General features: G+C 35.5%; 17 protein-coding genes. 9 read left to right on the plus strand and 8 right to left on the minus strand.

All coding sequences use genetic code 11. The features are described from left to right. Window positions 1-44: 44 nt before the first annotated feature. Together JAZ75_RS10085 and rsmA are read right to left on the minus strand one after the other, a co-directional pair. The gene (locus tag JAZ75_RS10085; RefSeq protein WP_208701589.1) at window positions 45-1,193 is read right to left on the minus strand and encodes an FAD-dependent monooxygenase; all 1,149 of its coding nucleotides are present in this window, start codon (window positions 1,191-1,193) and stop codon (window positions 45-47) included. A gap of 11 nt (window positions 1,194-1,204) precedes the next feature. Beyond that, window positions 1,205-1,981 (minus strand): 16S rRNA (adenine(1518)-N(6)/adenine(1519)-N(6))-dimethyltransferase RsmA, encoded by a 777-nt coding sequence (rsmA, locus tag JAZ75_RS10090; RefSeq protein ID WP_208701591.1) that lies wholly within the window; start codon window positions 1,979-1,981, stop codon window positions 1,205-1,207. Between the two features lie 183 nt (window positions 1,982-2,164). Between rsmA and pdxA the strand changes: the two genes are divergently transcribed. The 4 genes from pdxA (at window position 2,165) to miaA (ending at window position 6,349) form a co-directional block, all read left to right on the plus strand. Next, window positions 2,165-3,220, plus strand: a complete 1,056-nt coding sequence (gene pdxA / locus JAZ75_RS10095; RefSeq protein ID WP_208701594.1) for a 4-hydroxythreonine-4-phosphate dehydrogenase PdxA — start codon at window positions 2,165-2,167, stop codon at window positions 3,218-3,220. Between the two features lie 117 nt (window positions 3,221-3,337). Next, window positions 3,338-4,771: a CCA tRNA nucleotidyltransferase gene (locus JAZ75_RS10100; protein ID WP_208701596.1), complete on the plus strand. Its 1,434-nt coding sequence runs from the start codon at window positions 3,338-3,340 to the stop codon at window positions 4,769-4,771. Between the two features lie 70 nt (window positions 4,772-4,841). Next, window positions 4,842-5,435 carry an IS1096 element passenger TnpR family protein gene (locus JAZ75_RS10105; protein WP_208701598.1) on the plus strand — a complete coding sequence of 198 codons (594 nt, stop codon included), beginning with the start codon at window positions 4,842-4,844 and terminating at the stop codon, window positions 5,433-5,435. Continuing rightward, window positions 5,435-6,349, plus strand: coding sequence for a tRNA (adenosine(37)-N6)-dimethylallyltransferase MiaA (gene miaA / locus JAZ75_RS10110; protein ID WP_208701600.1), 915 nt, complete (start codon window positions 5,435-5,437; stop codon window positions 6,347-6,349). The genes JAZ75_RS10105 and miaA overlap by 1 nt, the downstream gene beginning before the upstream one ends. A gap of 114 nt (window positions 6,350-6,463) precedes the next feature. On the opposite strand, the gene JAZ75_RS10115 is transcribed toward miaA, so the two are convergent. Beyond that, window positions 6,464-7,534 (minus strand): branched-chain amino acid aminotransferase, encoded by a 1,071-nt coding sequence (locus tag JAZ75_RS10115; protein ID WP_021190447.1) that lies wholly within the window; start codon window positions 7,532-7,534, stop codon window positions 6,464-6,466. A 387-nt stretch (window positions 7,535-7,921) separates the two neighbouring features. Between JAZ75_RS10115 and JAZ75_RS10120 the strand changes: the two genes are divergently transcribed. Further along, window positions 7,922-8,068, plus strand: a complete 147-nt coding sequence (locus JAZ75_RS10120) for a hypothetical protein (RefSeq protein ID WP_165902374.1) — start codon at window positions 7,922-7,924, stop codon at window positions 8,066-8,068. Window positions 8,069-8,183: 115 nt separating this feature from the next. Here the strand turns inward: JAZ75_RS10120 and JAZ75_RS10125 are convergent, their stop codons facing one another. The 3 genes from JAZ75_RS10125 to recJ are packed head-to-tail and all read right to left on the minus strand — an operon-like array spanning window position 8,184 to window position 12,207. After that, window positions 8,184-9,698, minus strand: coding sequence for a GH3 auxin-responsive promoter family protein (locus JAZ75_RS10125; RefSeq protein ID WP_132769114.1), 1,515 nt, complete (start codon window positions 9,696-9,698; stop codon window positions 8,184-8,186). 18 nt (window positions 9,699-9,716) lie between these two features. Further along, entirely contained in the window at window positions 9,717-10,457 is a 741-nt protein-coding gene (lptB, locus tag JAZ75_RS10130) for an LPS export ABC transporter ATP-binding protein (protein WP_021190449.1), read from the minus strand. 49 nt (window positions 10,458-10,506) lie between these two features. Further along, window positions 10,507-12,207, minus strand: coding sequence for a single-stranded-DNA-specific exonuclease RecJ (recJ, locus tag JAZ75_RS10135; RefSeq protein WP_208701602.1), 1,701 nt, complete (start codon window positions 12,205-12,207; stop codon window positions 10,507-10,509). A gap of 113 nt (window positions 12,208-12,320) precedes the next feature. On the opposite strand from recJ, the gene JAZ75_RS10140 reads away from it, so the two are divergent. From JAZ75_RS10140 to JAZ75_RS10150, 3 genes are all read left to right on the plus strand, one after another. After that, window positions 12,321-13,100, plus strand: a complete 780-nt coding sequence (locus JAZ75_RS10140; protein WP_208701604.1) for an MBL fold metallo-hydrolase — start codon at window positions 12,321-12,323, stop codon at window positions 13,098-13,100. A gap of 214 nt (window positions 13,101-13,314) precedes the next feature. Beyond that, window positions 13,315-13,794: a cation:proton antiporter regulatory subunit gene (locus JAZ75_RS10145; RefSeq protein ID WP_208701606.1), complete on the plus strand. Its 480-nt coding sequence runs from the start codon at window positions 13,315-13,317 to the stop codon at window positions 13,792-13,794. Window positions 13,795-13,818: 24 nt separating this feature from the next. Beyond that, on the plus strand, window positions 13,819-15,060 hold the full coding sequence (locus tag JAZ75_RS10150) for a cation:proton antiporter (protein ID WP_208701608.1): 1,242 nt from the start codon (window positions 13,819-13,821) through the stop codon (window positions 15,058-15,060). A 35-nt stretch (window positions 15,061-15,095) separates the two neighbouring features. Here the strand turns inward: JAZ75_RS10150 and JAZ75_RS10155 are convergent, their stop codons facing one another. Both JAZ75_RS10155 and JAZ75_RS10160 read right to left on the minus strand, forming a co-directional pair. Further along, window positions 15,096-15,425 (minus strand): metal-sulfur cluster assembly factor, encoded by a 330-nt coding sequence (locus JAZ75_RS10155; RefSeq protein ID WP_208701610.1) that lies wholly within the window; start codon window positions 15,423-15,425, stop codon window positions 15,096-15,098. A gap of 2 nt (window positions 15,426-15,427) precedes the next feature. Further along, entirely contained in the window at window positions 15,428-16,597 is a 1,170-nt protein-coding gene (locus JAZ75_RS10160; protein ID WP_208701612.1) for a glycosyltransferase family 4 protein, read from the minus strand. Between the two features lie 272 nt (window positions 16,598-16,869). On the opposite strand from JAZ75_RS10160, the gene JAZ75_RS10165 reads away from it, so the two are divergent. Then, entirely contained in the window at window positions 16,870-17,838 is a 969-nt protein-coding gene (locus JAZ75_RS10165) for a polyprenyl synthetase family protein (protein ID WP_208701614.1), read from the plus strand. Window positions 17,839-17,874: the final 36 nt, after the last annotated feature.

The raw sequence follows: 17,874 nt of genomic DNA on the forward strand, positions 1-17,874 counted from the left end.
GTCATAAGCCACAGACGCATACTGATTTGTTTGATTCAATATAATTACAATTTCATAAAATCAACACTTAACAGTTTTTTCAGCTTATACTGTTTAACTTCTTCAGGTAGTATGCGCATCAATGTATCTCGGACAATAATACTTAATGGATTCTCCCATTGTGCCACCTTTCCGATAGACCATGATGTTTCTGTAATATAACGTGTTCTTTTTAACCTCCTCTTTTCAAATATTTGAAAAGCAAGAACAACATTAGGTGTTTTTTTTAATTCATCTATAAGTACGGCTACATCTTCGATTGCTTGGCATGCACCCTGACCCATATTGGGGGTTGTTGCATGTCCTGCGTCGCCAATAAATAAGATATTACCAAATGCTAGATTTTTTAGAGGTTTGATATCAATGATGTCATTCCAGATCAGTTGCTGGTCTTTTGTTTCAGCAAGAACGCTTGTAATCGGATCATGATAAGACGCAAAGTTTTGCTGCAGATCCTTGATTGTGTAACGACTGAATACTTTGTTATTAGCGGGAGAGTTTATACAAGCATACCAATAGATCTTATTTCCAACAAGAGGAGTCATGCCAAAGCGTCCTTTGTTCCCCCATGTTTCGGAACCGGTGCTGAGGTTTATATTAGCATTATCAATAGTTGCACGCCAACAGGTATAACCTGCATAACGTGGTGCTGAACCAGGAATCAATTGTTGTCTTAATCGAGAATTAACACCATCGGCAATAATCAGATAGTCCGTTTGATGTATAGTCCCATCTTCAAAAAAGATGTCAATTCCTCCTTTTTGGTATTCTATTTTAAGAGCTCTTTTTCCAAGATGTAAGTTTTTATGTTCAATTTGTGCGAGTAGAAATTGATGTAAATCTGCACGGTGTATAGCAAAATTATCCTGTTCATACTTGTCACTAATCGTTTTGGTTTCGGGAGCTGCAAGAATCCTTCCCCGCTTATCCAGAATATTATAGTTTTCTAAATAATGTCCTAAGGGAATGACACCTGCTTTAAGTTCCAAGTATTCTAATGCCTGAATGGCATTGGCGGCTAAACCAAAACCAGCCCCAATACCTTTTAATGCCTTAGCACTTTCAAAGATAGTGGCTTGTATACCAATTTTGTTAAGGCCAATGGCTGCAGTCAAACCCGCAACACCACCACCGATAATGGTAAAGCGTTTCATGTAGCTAGATCTTAGGCATTCGCAATTTCGTTTGTTAGAACGATAAAATCATTAACCGTTAATCGCTCAGCGCGCAATTCATATAATGGATTGTCCGACATTTTATCCTTTGTAACCACTGCAGACAGCGAGTTTCTTAACGTCTTACGTCTTTGGTTGAAACCAGATTTTACAACTCTCCAGAATAATTTCTCATCACACGCAAGTGCTGCGCGGTCATTTCTTGTCATCCGAATGACGCCCGAAAGTACCTTTGGTGGTGGATTAAATGCACCAGCCTTTACAGTGAACAAATATTCTACATGGTAATAAGCCTGTAAGAAAACGCTTAAAATACCATATTCCTTACTACCTGCCTTTGCTGTACAGCGCTCTGCAACTTCCTTTTGAAACATACCGGTCATCTGCACAACACGGTTGCGTTCATCCAATATTTTAAATAAAATCTGAGAAGAAATATTATAAGGGAAATTACCGATAACGGCCATCTTTTCGCCAAAATGTTGTGAAAAATCCAAGTTTAAAAAGTCACCATGAATCAAACGGTGCTCCAGCTGTGGATATTTATCTGCTAAAAATTCAATAGATTCATCATCCACATCGATCATCCATGTTTCGTAGGCATCATTTTGTAGAAGAAAATCGGAAAGAACACCCATTCCAGGACCGACCTCAAGCACCTGCGTGAATCCTAATTTTGGATCCAAAGCATCAACTATTTTTTTTGCCGCATTTTTATCATTCAAAAAATGTTGTCCTAAATGTTTCTTGGCTCTTACTGTACTCATATATGCTCGAATTTGCTACAAATATAGTTAACTTGTGTAGGATAATAAACAGGTATGGTAAATGAGTGGCAATTTATCATCTGTTTCTATTGTAGGTGTTTTATATGAATTGGAAATTAAACTGATGCTTGACTATTTCATATAATTTTAATTACTTTTGAGTCAATAATTTCATTTTTTACTATGGCTGACAAATTAAAAATAGGTATTACAGTAGGCGATATCAATGGTATCGGATTGGAAGTAATTATAAAATCATTATTGGACAATCGTGTTTTAGAATTTTTCACTCCGATTGTTTACGGTAATACAAAAGTTGCGTCATTTCATAGAAAAGCATTAGGTGTCAGCGATTTTAGTTTTAATGTCATCAATGATCCTGAACAGGCAAATCCTAAACGCGCTAACATGATTAATTGCTGGCAGGAGGACGTTAAGATAACTTTGGGAGAAGAAAATGAGATTGGGGGTAAATATGCTTTTATTTCATTAGAAAAAGCAGTTGAAGATCTAAATGCAGGAAAGATAGATGCTTTAGTCACTGCCCCTATAAATAAACATAATATCCAGCAGGAAGGATTTCATTTTCCAGGACATACGGAGTATTTGCAGGAAAAAACAAATGCGGATGATGTGTTGATGTTTATGATCTGTGATGAGTTGCGGGTGGGGGTTGTTACAGGTCATATACCTGTAAAAGATGTTTCCGATCATATTACAGAAGCAGCAATTTTAAATAAATTGGAGCTAATGAATGAGAGCCTTAAAAAAGACTTCTGGATTCAGAAACCTAAAATTGCTGTACTCGGATTAAATCCACATGCAGGAGATAATGGTGTTATTGGTATTGAAGATGATATGATTATCCGGCCAACGATAGAAAAAGCAAAAGAAAAAGGAATATTGTGTTTTGGACCCTATCCTGCAGATGGTTTTTTTGCTAATCATGCTTACGAAAAATTTGATGCGGTATTAGCCATGTACCATGATCAAGGATTGATTCCTTTTAAACATATTGCAAATCGTAATGGTGTGAATTTTACTGCTGGTTTGCCGATTGTTCGTACTTCTCCAGATCATGGAACGGGTTATGATATTGCTGGGCAAAATATTGCCGCTCATGAGTCTTTCATGGAAGCTATATTTCAGGCAGTTCACATTGTAAAACGTCGTCGTGAACAAGCAGAGCTATCTCAAAATCCACTAGCTTTCCGCAAGCTTTCTCGCGATCGCGATTAAATATAAAGAAGTAATATTATTAGTCTTGTGTGCTTATATCGCAAGACTAATATCTATTTTATAATAAATTCCTTACTTTTGCATCCTAGTGTTTTTTTAAGGACCTAGATTCATGCTATGAGTGATAATTTACAACATCCTATTTTCCCAATCATTAAAGAGTTAGCCGAAACAACAAATACGGAGTGTTACGTCATTGGCGGTTATGTACGCGATCATATTATGGGCCGGCCTTTTAAAAATGATGTGGATATTGTTGTTGTTGGAAGTGGAATTGAGTTTGCTACAGCTTTAGGAAATAAATTGAAAACTAAAGTTGCTGTTTACAAAAGTTTTGGAACAGCAATGTTAGTTTTTGAAGGATTAAATGTGGAATTTGTAGGAGCTCGTAAAGAATCTTACCGTGCTAATTCCCGAAAACCAATCGTTGAAGATGGCACTTTAGCTGATGATCAAAATCGACGTGATTTTACGATCAATGCTATGGCATACTCATTGAATAAGGATAATTATGGTGAGCTGCTGGATCCTTTTGATGGAGTAGGGGATATTGAATTACGTACTATACGTACACCATTAGATCCAATTGTGACATTTTCAGATGATCCTTTGCGTATGATGCGTGCTATTCGTTTCGCTACACAATTGAACTTTAAGATTGATACAAAGGCGATTCAAGCGATCACAGATACTAAAGATCGTATTCGTATTATATCAAAAGAACGCATCACTGACGAAATTAATAAGATTATCTTGTCAGAAAAACCCTCTATTGGATTTAAATACTTATTTGATACAGGGTTATTGGCTTTGGTTTTTCCTGCAATGCAAAACTTACACGGTGTAGAAATCATCGATGGAAAAGGACATAAAGATAATTTTTACCATACGCTGGAAGTTTTGGATAATGTCTGTGAAACAACAGATGATCTGTGGTTAAGATGGGCTGCTATTATGCACGATATTGCAAAACCTCCCACAAAAAGATTTGATAAAAAACTAGGATGGACCTTTCATGGTCATGAAGATAAAGGGGCACGAATGGTTCCTAAATTATTTGCTGAGTTAAAACTTCCATTGAATGAGAAGATGAAGTTTGTTCAGAAACTAGTTTTATTACATCTAAGACCAATTGTACTGGCTCAAGATATTGTTACTGATTCTGCTGTACGTCGTTTGTTATTTGAGGCCGGTGATGATATTGATGCATTGATGCAATTGTGCCATGCCGATGTAACAACAAAAAATGAATATAAAAAGAAGAAATATCGTCAAAATTTCGAATTGGTCAAGCAAAAACTAAAAGATGTTGAAGAACGTGATCAGATCCGAAATTGGCAACCTCCAATTTCTGGAGAAGATATTATGGAAGTTTTTGGTATTGGGCCAGGTCGTGAAGTTGGGAAAATAAAAAATGCAATCCGAGAAGCGATCTTAGAAGGTGAGATTCCTAATGCTAAGATGGACGCATATCATTTTATGGTCAACAAAGCCCAAGATTTAGGCTTGACTATTAGAAAGGCATGGGATTTGAATACAACAGTTAAATAAAAAAAGTAACTTTAATCGCTTCAATTCTTATTGAAGCTCATCTTGTTAACAAACAAAACGAATATTAGAAATGGCTATTTATAGATTCAGAATCACTTTTGAAGATTATGAGGATGTGTATAGAGAAATCGATATGCTTTCGAAACAAACTTTCTTAGAATTACATGAGGCTATTCATAAGACAACTGCTTATGAAGCTGACCGTTCATCTTCCTTTTATGTTAGTAACGATCAATGGAAAAAAGGAACTGAAATTGCTCTTTTACCAACTGCTCGTAAAATTTCAGATGGTGTTTTACTAATGGAAAATATTCGTTTAAGCAAGTTTATTGACGATCCTCACCAAAAGTTTTATTACATCTATAATTTTGATAGACCTTATGAATTTCATGTTGAATTGATTAAAATTTTAAAAGAAGAGGAAGGGAAAACTTATCCTACTGTTTTTAAAACGGTGGGTCAAGCTCCAAAATCTTTAGCAGCAGCGAATTTTCCTGTTGCAGATCCTTTGGATGATGATGACGAAGATGAAGTTTTGGTAGATGAAACGCAATATGGCGTTGATGATGACGAAGAATTTGATTTGTTTGACGGTGATGATGAAGAAGAAGAAGGGGGAGAAAAGTCTGAAGAGGAAAGTAATGGTTCGTTTGACGAATATTAATGTTAGGTACCACAGATCAACATAATAAAACTTTAATTGCTATAGTAGGACCTACCGCAGTAGGGAAAACTGCTATGGCAATTGAACTTGCACAATATTTTGATACGGAGATTATTTCAGCCGATTCAAGACAGTTTTACCGTGAAATGAATATTGGTACGGCTAAACCTACTGCATCTGAATTAAGTCAGGCACGTCATCATTTTATCGATTCACATTCTATAGAAGAGGATTATTCTGCCGGTGATTTTGAAAGAGAGGCATTAGAAACGATAAGCACTCTCTTCCAAAAAAAGGATATAGTCATTATGGTAGGCGGATCTGGTTTATTTGTGAGAGCAGTATGTGAAGGTTTGGATAATTTACCAAAGGCCCTTCCAGAAACAAGAGAACGGTTAAATAACAGGTTTGATAACGAGGGAATTGTGCCACTTCAAGCTTATTTAAAAGAAGTCGATCCTGTTTATTATGATCAGGTAGATATTTCAAATGTTCAACGGGTAATTCGAGCCCTGGAAGTATTTGAAACTACTGGATTACCATTTTCTAATTTTCTTCAAAAGACAAAAGCAGTGAGACCCTTTAAGATCATTACAGTTGGACTTACAATGGACCGAACAAGTTTATACGAACGCATTAATATGCGTGTCGATTTGATGGTGAAAGATGGTTTATTGGATGAAGTAAAGTCATTAATATCTTTTAAACATAAGCCTGCTTTAATGACCGTCGGTTATTCTGAGCTGTTCGATTTCTTAGATGAGAAAATATCTTGGGAAGAAGCAATAGATAAAATTAAGCAAAACTCGCGACGGTATGCTAAAAGGCAACTCACTTGGTTTAAGAAAGATATCAGTACAGTTTGGTTTGATCCTAAGGACAAAAACCAGATTATAGATTATATTCAATCATAATTTTATACGATATCAACAGAGTTATCCACATTATGTTAATAACTCTGTTGATAACATAAAAAGGGCTTGATTACAATGGTAATCAAGCCCTTTTTTCTACGAAATGAAATATAATTATTCCACGATCAAATTCCATCCAAATTCGTCAGCAATTCTGCCATATCGAAGATCATCTAAATAGGTTAATACTTTTTTAGAGAAATCGCGACCTTCTACAGGAGGTAATTGAAACAATTCACCTTCATAACCAATAGTGGCAATTGGTGTTAATGTTGCAGCTGTACCAGCAGCAAATGCATCTGTTACAATTCCTGCTTTGATTCCATCAATAAGTTCTTTGACAGATACTCTGCGTTGCTCCGTTTTATATCCCCAGCTTGCCGCCAGTTCCATAATTGTACGTCTTGTTACACCATGTAGGATCGTATCACCGTGAGGAGTAATAATACTGTCACCGATACGGAATATTAGGTTGGCTGTTCCAGCTTCTTCAATATATTTATGTTCCGAAGCATCAGTCCACATCAATTGATCAAAACCTTCATCATTTGCCAAACGAGTAGGGTATAGTGACAATGCATAGTTACCTGCATTTTTTGAGAAACCTACTCCGCCTTCTGCTGCGCGGGTATAATGTGTTTCTACCTTTAATTTTAAAGGATTGCTATAGTAAGCACCTACAGGGCTAGTGATAATTATAAATTTGTAGGAATTAGAAGGGTGTACTCCTAAAGCCGCTTCAGTACCGAACATAAATGGACGGATATATAAAGATGTGCCTGGAGCATTTGGAATCCATTTATTATCGGTGGCTAATAGTTTTTTTAATCCACCTAAAAAGATTTCTTCAGGAACTTCTGGCATCTCCAGACGAGCTGCAGAAGTATTGAATCTTTCCCAGTTCTTGTCAGGACGGAAAATACTAATAGTTCCATCTTGAAATTTGTATGCTTTAATACCTTCAAAGATTGCTTGGCCATAATGTAAAGCCGACATAGAAGGGCTTACATTAATATCACCATAAGGCACAATACTGACATCAGTCCATGCTCCATCTTCATAGGTAGCGACCAACATATGGTCGGATAATATTTTTCCAAATTTTAGATTGTTAAAATCTACTTGCGAGAGTCTCGATTGTTGTGTGGGCTCTACGCGAATTGAATAATTTTCTGTCGCGCTCATTGTATTTTAATTACAAATGCTAAAGTATGAAAAAAACCACGAATTTGAATGATAAACCTCTTGTTTATCAAATATTATTCTGAGTGAGAAAATTTTATTATTACACAGTAAATTTGTCTATTTTTTAGGATTTTACGTTTTATTTTATGGACAGATTATCATTTGAATTACTAGAGATTATCATTTTTTAGGCTTTTTTAGCTGTTTTGTTACCTTTTCCTTTATTCTGTGTTAATTTTAAATGAATTAACACAGTAATTGTAAAGTGGCATGTTATTTGGATTAACGGAAACACTAATCTATCATCAAAAATGGTAGGTTTTAAAAAGGGCTAACACTTCTAAACAGATATTCACTAATAAAAAAAAAACTAAACGATTAAAAACCATGCACCGATTAAACAGTAAAAACAATGCATTGGAAAATGATGAATTAGAGTTTGATCAAAAAACAGCTGTGGAGAAAAAAGGATTTTCACTAAATTTTATTTTAGGCTTTTTTGTTTTTCTTTATAAAACGGCTATCAAACCCTAGGGTATTTTATTATTTTTCAAATTTAGCAGGTACTAAAAAATTGAAATGAGATTGCTCATAAACTGATCAATCTCATTTTTTATTAAAATCTTTCCCTATCAACTTTTAAGATACATTATTTCTTTATTATGTCCAATATAGGCTCAAGGTAATCACGATTATTCGACAGTCGCGGTACTTTATTTTGTCCACCAAGCTTACCCTTTGATTTCATCCATTGAAAGAATGTGTATGCAGGGGCATTGTGAATAACCGGAAATTGTAATGCCATATTTTTATAACGTTTAGCATCATAATCCGAATTGATCTCTCTCAATGTTTGATCCAGTATCTTACAAAACGTTTCAAAATTATCAGGTTGTTGTTCAAATTCAATAATCCATTCATGAGCTCCAGCTTCACCCTCTTTAAAGTAAATCGGTCCAGCAGTATAATCTTTTACAATTGCACGTGTACTTTCACTAGCCTTCTTTATAGCATCCTCTGCATTATCGACGATAAGTTCTTCGCCAAAGGTATTGATGAATTGTTTTGTCCGTCCTGTTATTTGAATACGGTATGGAGATAGCGTTACAAATTTAATCGTATCACCGATCATGTACCGCCATAAACCAGCATTGGTCGAAATGATCAAAGCATAATTTTTATTTAATTCTACTTGATGTAATCCTAATGTTTGCGGATTCTCATCATATAAATTTTCGATCGGTAAGAATTCGTAATAAATGCCATAGTCAAGCATTAATAATAATTCTTCTGAGTCGGGCAGATCTTGAAGAGCAAAGTATCCTTCGGATGCATTATAATTTTCTAAATAATACATATTATCAGAAGGAATCAGTTTTTTAAACTGTTCGCGATAAGGTTTGAAACTTACGCCACCATGGGTATAAAATTCCAGATTAGGCCAGACTTCAAGCAAATTATTCTTACCTGTGATTTCCAATATCTTTTTTGCTAGAACAATATTCCATGTTGGAACACCAGCCAGATTGGTGACATTCTCATGGATGGTGATATTGGCCACCTTTTCTATTTTTTCCTCAAAATCAGGAAGTAAAGTTACTTCTAAATTTGGAGTACGCTTAAATTCGGCCCAAAAAGGGAGATTCCGCAATAGAATAGAAGATAAATCACCATAATAAGAGTCTGAACTAAAGCTGTTAATCTGAGAACTCCCTCCTAATACGACCGATTTTCCACAGAAAATCTGGCTTTCGGGTTTATTGTTGAAGTAAATTGTCAACATATCTTTCCCACCCTGAAAGTGACATTCTGTTAAAGACTCTTCACTGACTGGGATAAATTTGCTACGGTCTGAGGTAGTTCCCGAAGATTTGGCGAACCACTTGATGTCAGATGGCCATAGTATATTTTGCTCGCCTTTGATCATCCGATCGATATAAGGCTTCAATGAATTGTAATCTTGAATTGGAACTCTGTTTTTAAATTCCTCAGGCGTTAAAATACTGTTGTAATCGTATTTTTTCCCCCATTCTGTTGCTTCGGCTGATGATATTAAACTTTGAAACCATTCTTCTTGTACATCATGTGGATATTTCATGAATAATTCAATCTGATGAATCCGTTTTTTCATGAACCAAGTAAGTAGGGAGTCTAATATTGCCATATAAAGGTAGAATTAACGTTAAATAATTATCTTTTTGCGACGGAGTTCAAAATGTTGGCCTAAATAGAATGTACGGGCCATTTCATTACTGGCAATTTCTTCTGGAGTTCCAGCAAGCATAATTTTACCTTCTGTCAATAAGTAAGCCCTATCTGTAATGGATAACGTTTCTTGTACGTTATGATCGGTAATTAAAATTCCGATATTACGTGTTTTTAGCTTTGCGACAATTGTTTGAATTTCCTCTACAGCGATTGGATCGACACCCGCAAAAGGTTCATCTAACAAGATAAAAGATGGGTTTGCCGCTAATGCCCGTGCGATCTCTGTACGACGTCTTTCTCCTCCGGAGAGAAGATCACCTCTATTTTTACGAACACGGTGCAAGCTAAATTCGGTTAAAAGTTCTTCCAGTTTTTCTAAGCGTTCCTTTTTATTTGGATAATGGATCTCCAGTACAGATAATATGTTGTGCTCAACCGATAGTTTTCTAAAGATGGAAGCTTCTTGGGCAAGATAACCGATTCCTTTTTGAGCGCGTTGGTACATGGCATCCTGTGTGATTTCTTGATCGTCCAAATAAACATGACCCTCATTAGGTTTTATTAATCCAACAATCATATAAAAAGAAGTCGTCTTTCCTGCTCCGTTAGGTCCTAGAAGACCAACAATTTCTCCTTGCTCTACCTGGAAAGAAACATCGTTTACAACAGTGCGTTGCTTATATTTTTTGATTAGATGTTCTGCTCTTAGTATCATTTGATTCGTGTTTTAACTCAAAAAAACAATCTGATAATTACAAATATATTTAATATCGGATTCCTTTTATATTTAATTGCAAATTCTTTTTGCCTCGCCATACATTTTCTTCTATGCTATAACAGATGTCAAATGGCTTACCACTATTAATAGCCTGTATATGTTCAGATAATCCAAAACCAATGCAATCAAAAGAAGGAGAGTTTTCTTGTTTGATGGTCATTTTTAAGTGATTCGATCCTACTAAATAGGCCGGTCCAATTAAACTAACTTTTTGACTAAGGAAAATAGGGCTTTCGTTTTGAGGCCCGAATGGTTCAAATTGACTTAGAATGCGGTGAAATTTGGCATCAATATCTTGCAGGTTCAGTTTAGTATCAATTAAGATCTCTTGTATTAACATCTGAGGAGTAATGAGTTTAGAAACAACCTCTTCGAAACGATCCTGAAATAATTTGATATTTCCGATCTGCATCGTCAACCCTGCTGCATATTTATGCCCTCCAAATTGATCTAATAGATCACTACATTCACTTAAGGCTTCATATAAATCAAACCCAATTACAGATCTACAGGAACCTGCGATATGACCATTGGTTTCGGTCAGAATAATCGTTGGTCTATAATATTTTTCAGTCAACCTTGATGCCACAATGCCGATAACACCTTTATGCCAATCTGATTTATAGAGCACAGTTGATTTTCGTGTTTTTAGCGAGTCATTTTGATCTATAATCGCTAGAGCTTCTTCGGTTATTCTAAGGTCAAAATCTTTACGAACATTATTTTGATCGTCAATATTGATACTAAAATCTTTTGCTTCTTGCAGTGATTTTGATATCAATAATTTTACCGCATCTTTTGCATGATCAATACGACCAGAAGCATTGATCCGCGGACCTATTTGAAAAACAATATCATTTACTGTGAATGTCTTTGTTTTATTGGTGGATAGGTCAACCAGGGCTTGAAGACCGCAGCAAGGATTAGTATTTAATTTAATCAGTCCGAAATGAGTCAGAATTCTATTTTCCCCAGTTATAGGTACAATATCCGATGCAATACTTACCGCGACAAGATCTAAAAATTGATAGCAAATATCCAAAGACATATCATTTTTCATGACAAAGGCTTGTATAAGTTTAAATCCTATACCGCAGCCCGATAATTCTTTGTATGGATAAGCACAGTCTTTTCTTTTTGGATCGAGTACTGCAAATGCTTTTGGAAGTTCATCGCCAGGTAAATGGTGATCTCCAATGATGAAATCGATATTCTTTGAATTGGCATAGTCAACTTTATCGTTCGCTTTTATACCACAATCAAGTGCAATGATTAAAGAGAAACCGTTTTCTGCAGCATAATCTATACCCTGTGTAGAGATACCATATCCTTCAGCGTAACGGTCGGGAATATAAAATTCTATGCGCGTATGAAACTCTCGAAAAAAACTATACACAACAGCTACAGCTGTAGTGCCGTCTACGTCATAGTCTCCATAAATTAAGATCTTTTCATTCTGGCCAATTGCGGTAGTAATTCGAGCAATGGCTTTTTCCATATCTTGCATTAAGAATGGATTGTGCAATTGGTCTAGAGAAGGCCTAAAAAACTGTTTTGAAGTATCAAAAGTCTCAATATTTCTACTGACTAACAATTCTGCTAATACTGGATTAATACCAAGTTCATTGCCTAATTGATTAACTTTTTTGATCTCACTTTTAGATTTTAGCACCCACTTTTTTTGCATATCTTTGCATCGTAATTATGTGTAAATATACGTTTTGTCTATTGACTAACCTAATTATACACTAGGGTAATTATAGCGTTGTATCTAACACGCAAGTTTCCAATAAATTAAAGATGTTACAAGCGTATTCCTTATTCGAAGGCTCATTTTCGGTCGATATTTCCAAAAAATTTATTCCCTTTGATCCTGCTATTGATAGTAAAAAAGATCGTCCAGCTTCTATGTTTATTCAAGTGCATCCGTTTCTAATTGAGACCACAAATGGACTGGTTTTATGTGATACCGGACTTGGATTAACAAATACGGATGGGAAACTACTGCTTTATGAAAATATTGAAAAATTAGGTTATTCCCCCAAAGATGTGAAATATGTATTGATGTCACACTTGCATAAAGATCATGCTGGGGGTATGGTGAGTTTTGCTGATCGGGTCGGAAGGATTGCGTTTCCTGAAGCGGAGTATATAGTGCAGCGAGGTGAATGGGAAGATGCTTATTCCGGGATCAATAATTCGTACCGTACCGAAATTTTTGATGTTGTGCAAAGGAGTGGTAATTTAAACTTGGTTGAAGGAGATGGTAAAGTTAATGATGAAGTTGAATATTGTTTGACTGGCGGGCATACCCAACATCATCAGATCTTCCACATTGATAATGGAAAATATCATTATTTTTTTGGCGGAGACGTTCTACCGGAGCCAGAGATGATCTTTCAGAATCATAGCGCAAAATATGACTATGATGGACATTTGTCAAGAAAGTTACGTCAGAAGTACTGGGAAAATGGAGCTCCAAACGATTGGATTTATCTTTTTTATCATGCCACAAGTATAGCAATAGGAAAGCCCGCTATGCAAGTTGATGGAAGTTTTACAGTGATCGAAGCTAAATAAGAATCAAGAAAAGATGAAAAATACTACATCTTTTCTTAACTTACGGAATACCTATGTACGTTGATTTCATCGTATGTGATTCGAATTAATCCGATGGTCACGTCATATAAATTCTATTATGACTGGATTTTTGGTTAAGTTTGTATAAAGCTGTATAGTATGCCTTTTTACTTCAGCTATTGAAAAATTAAGTTTTATAATAAAGCAAAAAAATATGTCTATTGTAAGAGAGTCGGATCTTATTGGTATTGGAAAAAAGTATCAAATTGAAACTGAAGCTGGAGACAATATGGTCGTGGTTATTCATGACGATGGTCGAAGAGAATTGTATCGTTATGATGAGCAAGAGAGCGAGTCCCGCTGTGTCATGACCTTAAGCGATGAGGAATCCAGACAGGTTGCCGGTATTATCGGAGGATTGTCCTATAAGCCTAAAGCTTTAGAAACAATTGAAGTAGCTTTAGATGATTTAAGAATTGAATGGTATAAAGTGGAAGGCAAATGCGAGGGTGCGAATAAAACTATTGGAGAATTAGAAGTCCGTCAGCGTACAGGAGCATCTATCATCGCAGGTATATTGGGAGATAATACTGTGATCAATCCAGGGCCAGATTATACGATTAGTCCTGGCACCACCTTAGTTATTGCTGGGAAAAAAAATAATATTAAATTATTGAAAGAAATATTATTGTAAATATTGTAAACTAAATAAATATATATGCCATCACACACACTTATTTTAGAAATTGGAATCGCAGTTGGCCTTGTCGCATTTGTTGGTTTAATTGCCAATAAATTAAAGTTTTCAGTTATTCCATTTTTTATATTGATAGGTATGGTGTTGGGCCAGCATGCTCCGCAAATTGGTCATATAGATCTGACATTTACTGAAAGTAAACCGTTTATAGATTTTATGGGGCGCTTGGGCGTACTTTTCCTTTTGTTTTATCTGGGACTAGAATTTTCCGTTGGCCGATTAATTAAGTCCGGTAAATCAATCGTGACAGGTGGAACAGTATATGTTTTACTCAATTTTATATCCGGGTTACTTATCGGATGGATGATGGATTTGCCATTTAAGGAAATGATGGTACTTTGTGGGATTATGACAAGTTCTTCGACAGCCATTGTAGCAAAGGTATTGACAGATTTGAAACGAACTGCTAATCCTGAAACAGAGGTGATTATGGGAATGATTATGTTTGATGATTTATTTATTGCGATGCATATTTCTTTTCTTTCTGGATTGATTCTGACAGGGAGTAGCTCTTTCTGGACTGTTGCCGGAACTTCATTGCTAGCCTTAGGATTTATTTTAACATTTCTAATTTTAGGAAGGAAGCTGGTTCCTGCAATCGATAAGCTGTTGCAGGTTAAATCTTCAGAGCTATTTGTGCTTGTTATTTTTTCATTGCTATTTATAACGGCAGGATTTTCTGAAACTATTCACGTTGCGGAAGCCATTGGAGCGCTAATGGCTGGTTTAGTTTTAGCAGATTCACAATATATCAAGAAGATTGAAGCAATGGTATTGCCATACAAAGATTTTTTTGGGGCAATGTTCTTTTTTAGCTTTGGTTTATCCATAGATATCTTATCCTTAGGAGGCGCAGTATTATGGGCCTCAATTGCTGCTCTGGTTACTATCCTCGGTAATTTGGCTTCAGGATACTTTGCAGCCAGGTTTTCCGGAATGAAGAATAAAACAGCTTTTGATATCGGATTTACATTATCTGCTCGAGGAGAGTTTTCCATTATTATGGCCAATATTGGTAAAGCAGGAGGGTTATTGCCTGTTATCCAGTCGTTTGTTGTGGTGTATGTATTGATTTTGTCAATTGTATCACCTTTGTTAACAAAAGAATCCCGTAATCTATGGACAAAATTATTCGGTAAGGATGAAATTAAACCAAAAACAGTCAAAAGACTAAGTGATCTGGAGTCTGGTCAAACATTATAAAAAAGGGAATCTAGTATAGATTCCCTTTTTTACGATTACAAGAAGCCTAATTCTAATTTTGCTTCTTCGCTCATCATGTCTCTTGTCCAAGGTGGATCGAATGTTAGCTCAACAAGGGCTTCTGTAACACCAGGTACAGCAGCAACCTTGCTTTGTACCTCATCCATGATCTGGCCAGCAACTGGACATCCTGGAGCTGTTAATGTCATCACTATCTTAGCAGTTCCATTTTCTTTGGTTATGATTTCATATACCAATCCTAAATCGACAATATTTGCCGGTTTTAATTCTGGATCATAAACACTTTCTAATGCTTCCTGGATAGCGGGGGCAATATTTAACTTATCTAAAATTATAATACTCATTTTTAAGATCGTTTTATGTTATCTCGAATTGCTTCATTATATATCTCAAGCAGTTTCTTTTTATTCTCTTCTGGAGTAAAATTACTAAAATAGAACTCTTTTGTTGTTTGTCTAATGTTATATTTTTCTTCAATACTGTAATTTTTCCATTGCTGTACAGTTGTTAACATATTATCCACACTTTGTGGGTTAAATAGTAATCCTGTCTTATTTTGGATAATTAATTCACTTAAAGCCCCAATATCACTGCCGATCACTGGAGTTCCGACAGAGAAAGCCTCCAAGATCGTCATTGGCATCCCTTCAAACCATACTGAAGGCACGAGTAATGCTTCCGCTTTTTCAACTAATGGCAATATTTCTTCGCGCGATCTAAAACCTAGAAATTTTATATTGGTATGCTGATTTGCCGCATCGACTACTGTTTGTTTTAGAGGACCGTCACCTATGATGATGATCTTGCTATCTGTTTTTGAAAATACTTTCAATAAATTTACGATACCTTTTTCTTCAGTAAGTCTTCCGATGTATATAAAATAGTCTTCCTGAGTATCGCTTATACCTTTAATAGGGAAGGTAAAGTTTGGTTTGATCGTGAATTTTTGTTCAGGAACATGTAAAGTTGAATCTATAAATAGTTTTTTTGCGAAACTGGATAAAGCTATATATCGATCTACCATATTCCACGTTCCGATTCGTCGATGAAACCAATAGTTCAATGCTAGTACAAAAGTCTTGACAGTAGATCCGTCCAATACTTTCCTTTTAATGGCTGTCCACGGAAAATTTTCTTTTAAACTCGAAAGGAATAACTGCTGATCATGGTATAAAATAGCGGAAGGGCAAAGAATACGAAAATTATGCAAAGTCATGACCAATGGAATACCCAATTTATGAATTGTCCTTAAGATAATAGGACCACTAGCATAATGTGTATTATGAATATGGACAATCTGAGGTTTAAAACTGTTAATGCGCTTTCTTATGCGATAAGCCGCTACAATATTCCAAAAAGAAAAAAGTGTTTGCAAAGCGCCTTTCCATCCTTTTTTATTTTGGAAGGTAAGTATCTCAACATCGTGATCTATAGCGAGTAATTCTCTTTCCTGTTTAAAAACGGTGTCTTCACCTCCTGGTTCTTGATAAAAAGTATGGATGATTAGAATGCGCATATATGCTTGCTTTTATACAAACTTAGATAAATTTGTTATATGTGCAATTTTATTCCGGCGCGATAACAACAAATGTTATCGTTTCTCTGCAGGCTATCCACTTGTTGATGATTGATTAACTTTAAATATTATATCTTTTTGTCGATAAGAAAGTAAGTGTAGAAGATAAATACTATTTTAAATGAATTAAACTGTTTTCAACGGTACTTAGCAAAAGTTTGTTTTTATAATTCTTATCTTCGCGTATCATTAGGAGAAGATGACTAGATACTATGCAGCATTTACAAAAACTAATCTCTGACTCGATTCAAAACAGTCAATTTCCGCATCAACCGACTAATCTTTACGATCCAATTCGCTATTTTTTAAGTTTAGGAGGTAAACGTATTAGACCAGCATTGACACTGGTTGCAGCTGAAATGTTTGATATTCGGGAAATTACAGATGCCTTACCTGCTGCAAAATCAATCGAGTATTTTCACAACTTCTCTTTAGTTCATGATGATGTAATGGATAAAGCACCTCTAAGAAGAGGAAAAGCCACCGTTCATGAGAAATGGGATTTGAATGTCGCTATCCTTTCGGGAGATGGACTATTGGTAAAAGCTTATGATGAATTGGCTAATAGCAATCCGCTTTATATTGCAGATCTCCTTAAAACTTTTAATAGAGTTGCTATGCAAGTCTGTGAAGGCCAACAACTGGATATGGATTATGAGCATACCGATAAAATTAGTATGGATCAATATATTGAGATGATTAGGCTTAAAACTTCAGTACTGTTGGGAGGCGCACTGCAGATGGGAGCAATATTGGCCGAAGCAAATCTTAGTGATCAAAAATTAATTTATGAATTTGGAGAATATATAGGAATAGCTTTCCAGCTTCAGGATGATGTCTTAGATGCTTATGGCAACTCCGAAACTTTTGGTAAACAGATTGGAGGAGATATTCTCATTAATAAAAAGACCTATCTGTTGGTCAAATTGATGGAAATCATAAAAGAAGAGGATCTTGCAAGACTTCAGAATTTATTAAACGCAACAATTCAGGATAATCCAAATAAATTGCACGATATGTTATCACTATACCAAAATTATAACATTAAAGAATATGCAGACAAACTAAAAGATGCCTATACACAACGTGCATTTGAAAGATTATCGGCGATTAATATACCAAATGACAAGAAAGAGACGTTAATAACATTATCGACTCAACTCCTCATCAGGGAACAATAGTAATTGCTATTATTTGTCTATTTAATCTTTATTTAT

Origin of the sequence: Sphingobacterium sp. UDSM-2020, from assembly GCF_016132525.1 — a bacterium.
GTDB lineage: Bacteria > Bacteroidota > Bacteroidia > Sphingobacteriales > Sphingobacteriaceae > Sphingobacterium > Sphingobacterium anhuiense.

Coding starts and splice junctions, on each gene's coding strand:
- JAZ75_RS10140 (WP_208701604.1), top strand. CDS start 12,321: ATGTTACAAGCGTATTCCTTATTCGAAGGCTCATTTTCGGTCGATATT.
- recJ (WP_208701602.1), bottom strand. CDS start 12,207: ATGCAAAAAAAGTGGGTGCTAAAATCTAAAAGTGAGATCAAAAAAGTT.
- JAZ75_RS10120 (WP_165902374.1), top strand. CDS start 7,922: ATGCACCGATTAAACAGTAAAAACAATGCATTGGAAAATGATGAATTA.
- JAZ75_RS10085 (WP_208701589.1), bottom strand. CDS start 1,193: ATGAAACGCTTTACCATTATCGGTGGTGGTGTTGCGGGTTTGACTGCA.
- JAZ75_RS10115 (WP_021190447.1), bottom strand. CDS start 7,534: ATGAGCGCGACAGAAAATTATTCAATTCGCGTAGAGCCCACACAACAA.
- miaA (WP_208701600.1), top strand. CDS start 5,435: ATGTTAGGTACCACAGATCAACATAATAAAACTTTAATTGCTATAGTA.
- JAZ75_RS10155 (WP_208701610.1), bottom strand. CDS start 15,425: ATGAGTATTATAATTTTAGATAAGTTAAATATTGCCCCCGCTATCCAG.
- pdxA (WP_208701594.1), top strand. CDS start 2,165: ATGGCTGACAAATTAAAAATAGGTATTACAGTAGGCGATATCAATGGT.
- JAZ75_RS10160 (WP_208701612.1), bottom strand. CDS start 16,597: ATGCGCATTCTAATCATCCATACTTTTTATCAAGAACCAGGAGGTGAA.
- JAZ75_RS10165 (WP_208701614.1), top strand. CDS start 16,870: ATGCAGCATTTACAAAAACTAATCTCTGACTCGATTCAAAACAGTCAA.
- JAZ75_RS10145 (WP_208701606.1), top strand. CDS start 13,315: ATGTCTATTGTAAGAGAGTCGGATCTTATTGGTATTGGAAAAAAGTAT.
- lptB (WP_021190449.1), bottom strand. CDS start 10,457: ATGATACTAAGAGCAGAACATCTAATCAAAAAATATAAGCAACGCACT.
- JAZ75_RS10100 (WP_208701596.1), top strand. CDS start 3,338: ATGAGTGATAATTTACAACATCCTATTTTCCCAATCATTAAAGAGTTA.
- JAZ75_RS10105 (WP_208701598.1), top strand. CDS start 4,842: ATGGCTATTTATAGATTCAGAATCACTTTTGAAGATTATGAGGATGTG.
- rsmA (WP_208701591.1), bottom strand. CDS start 1,981: ATGAGTACAGTAAGAGCCAAGAAACATTTAGGACAACATTTTTTGAAT.
- JAZ75_RS10125 (WP_132769114.1), bottom strand. CDS start 9,698: ATGGCAATATTAGACTCCCTACTTACTTGGTTCATGAAAAAACGGATT.
- JAZ75_RS10150 (WP_208701608.1), top strand. CDS start 13,819: ATGCCATCACACACACTTATTTTAGAAATTGGAATCGCAGTTGGCCTT.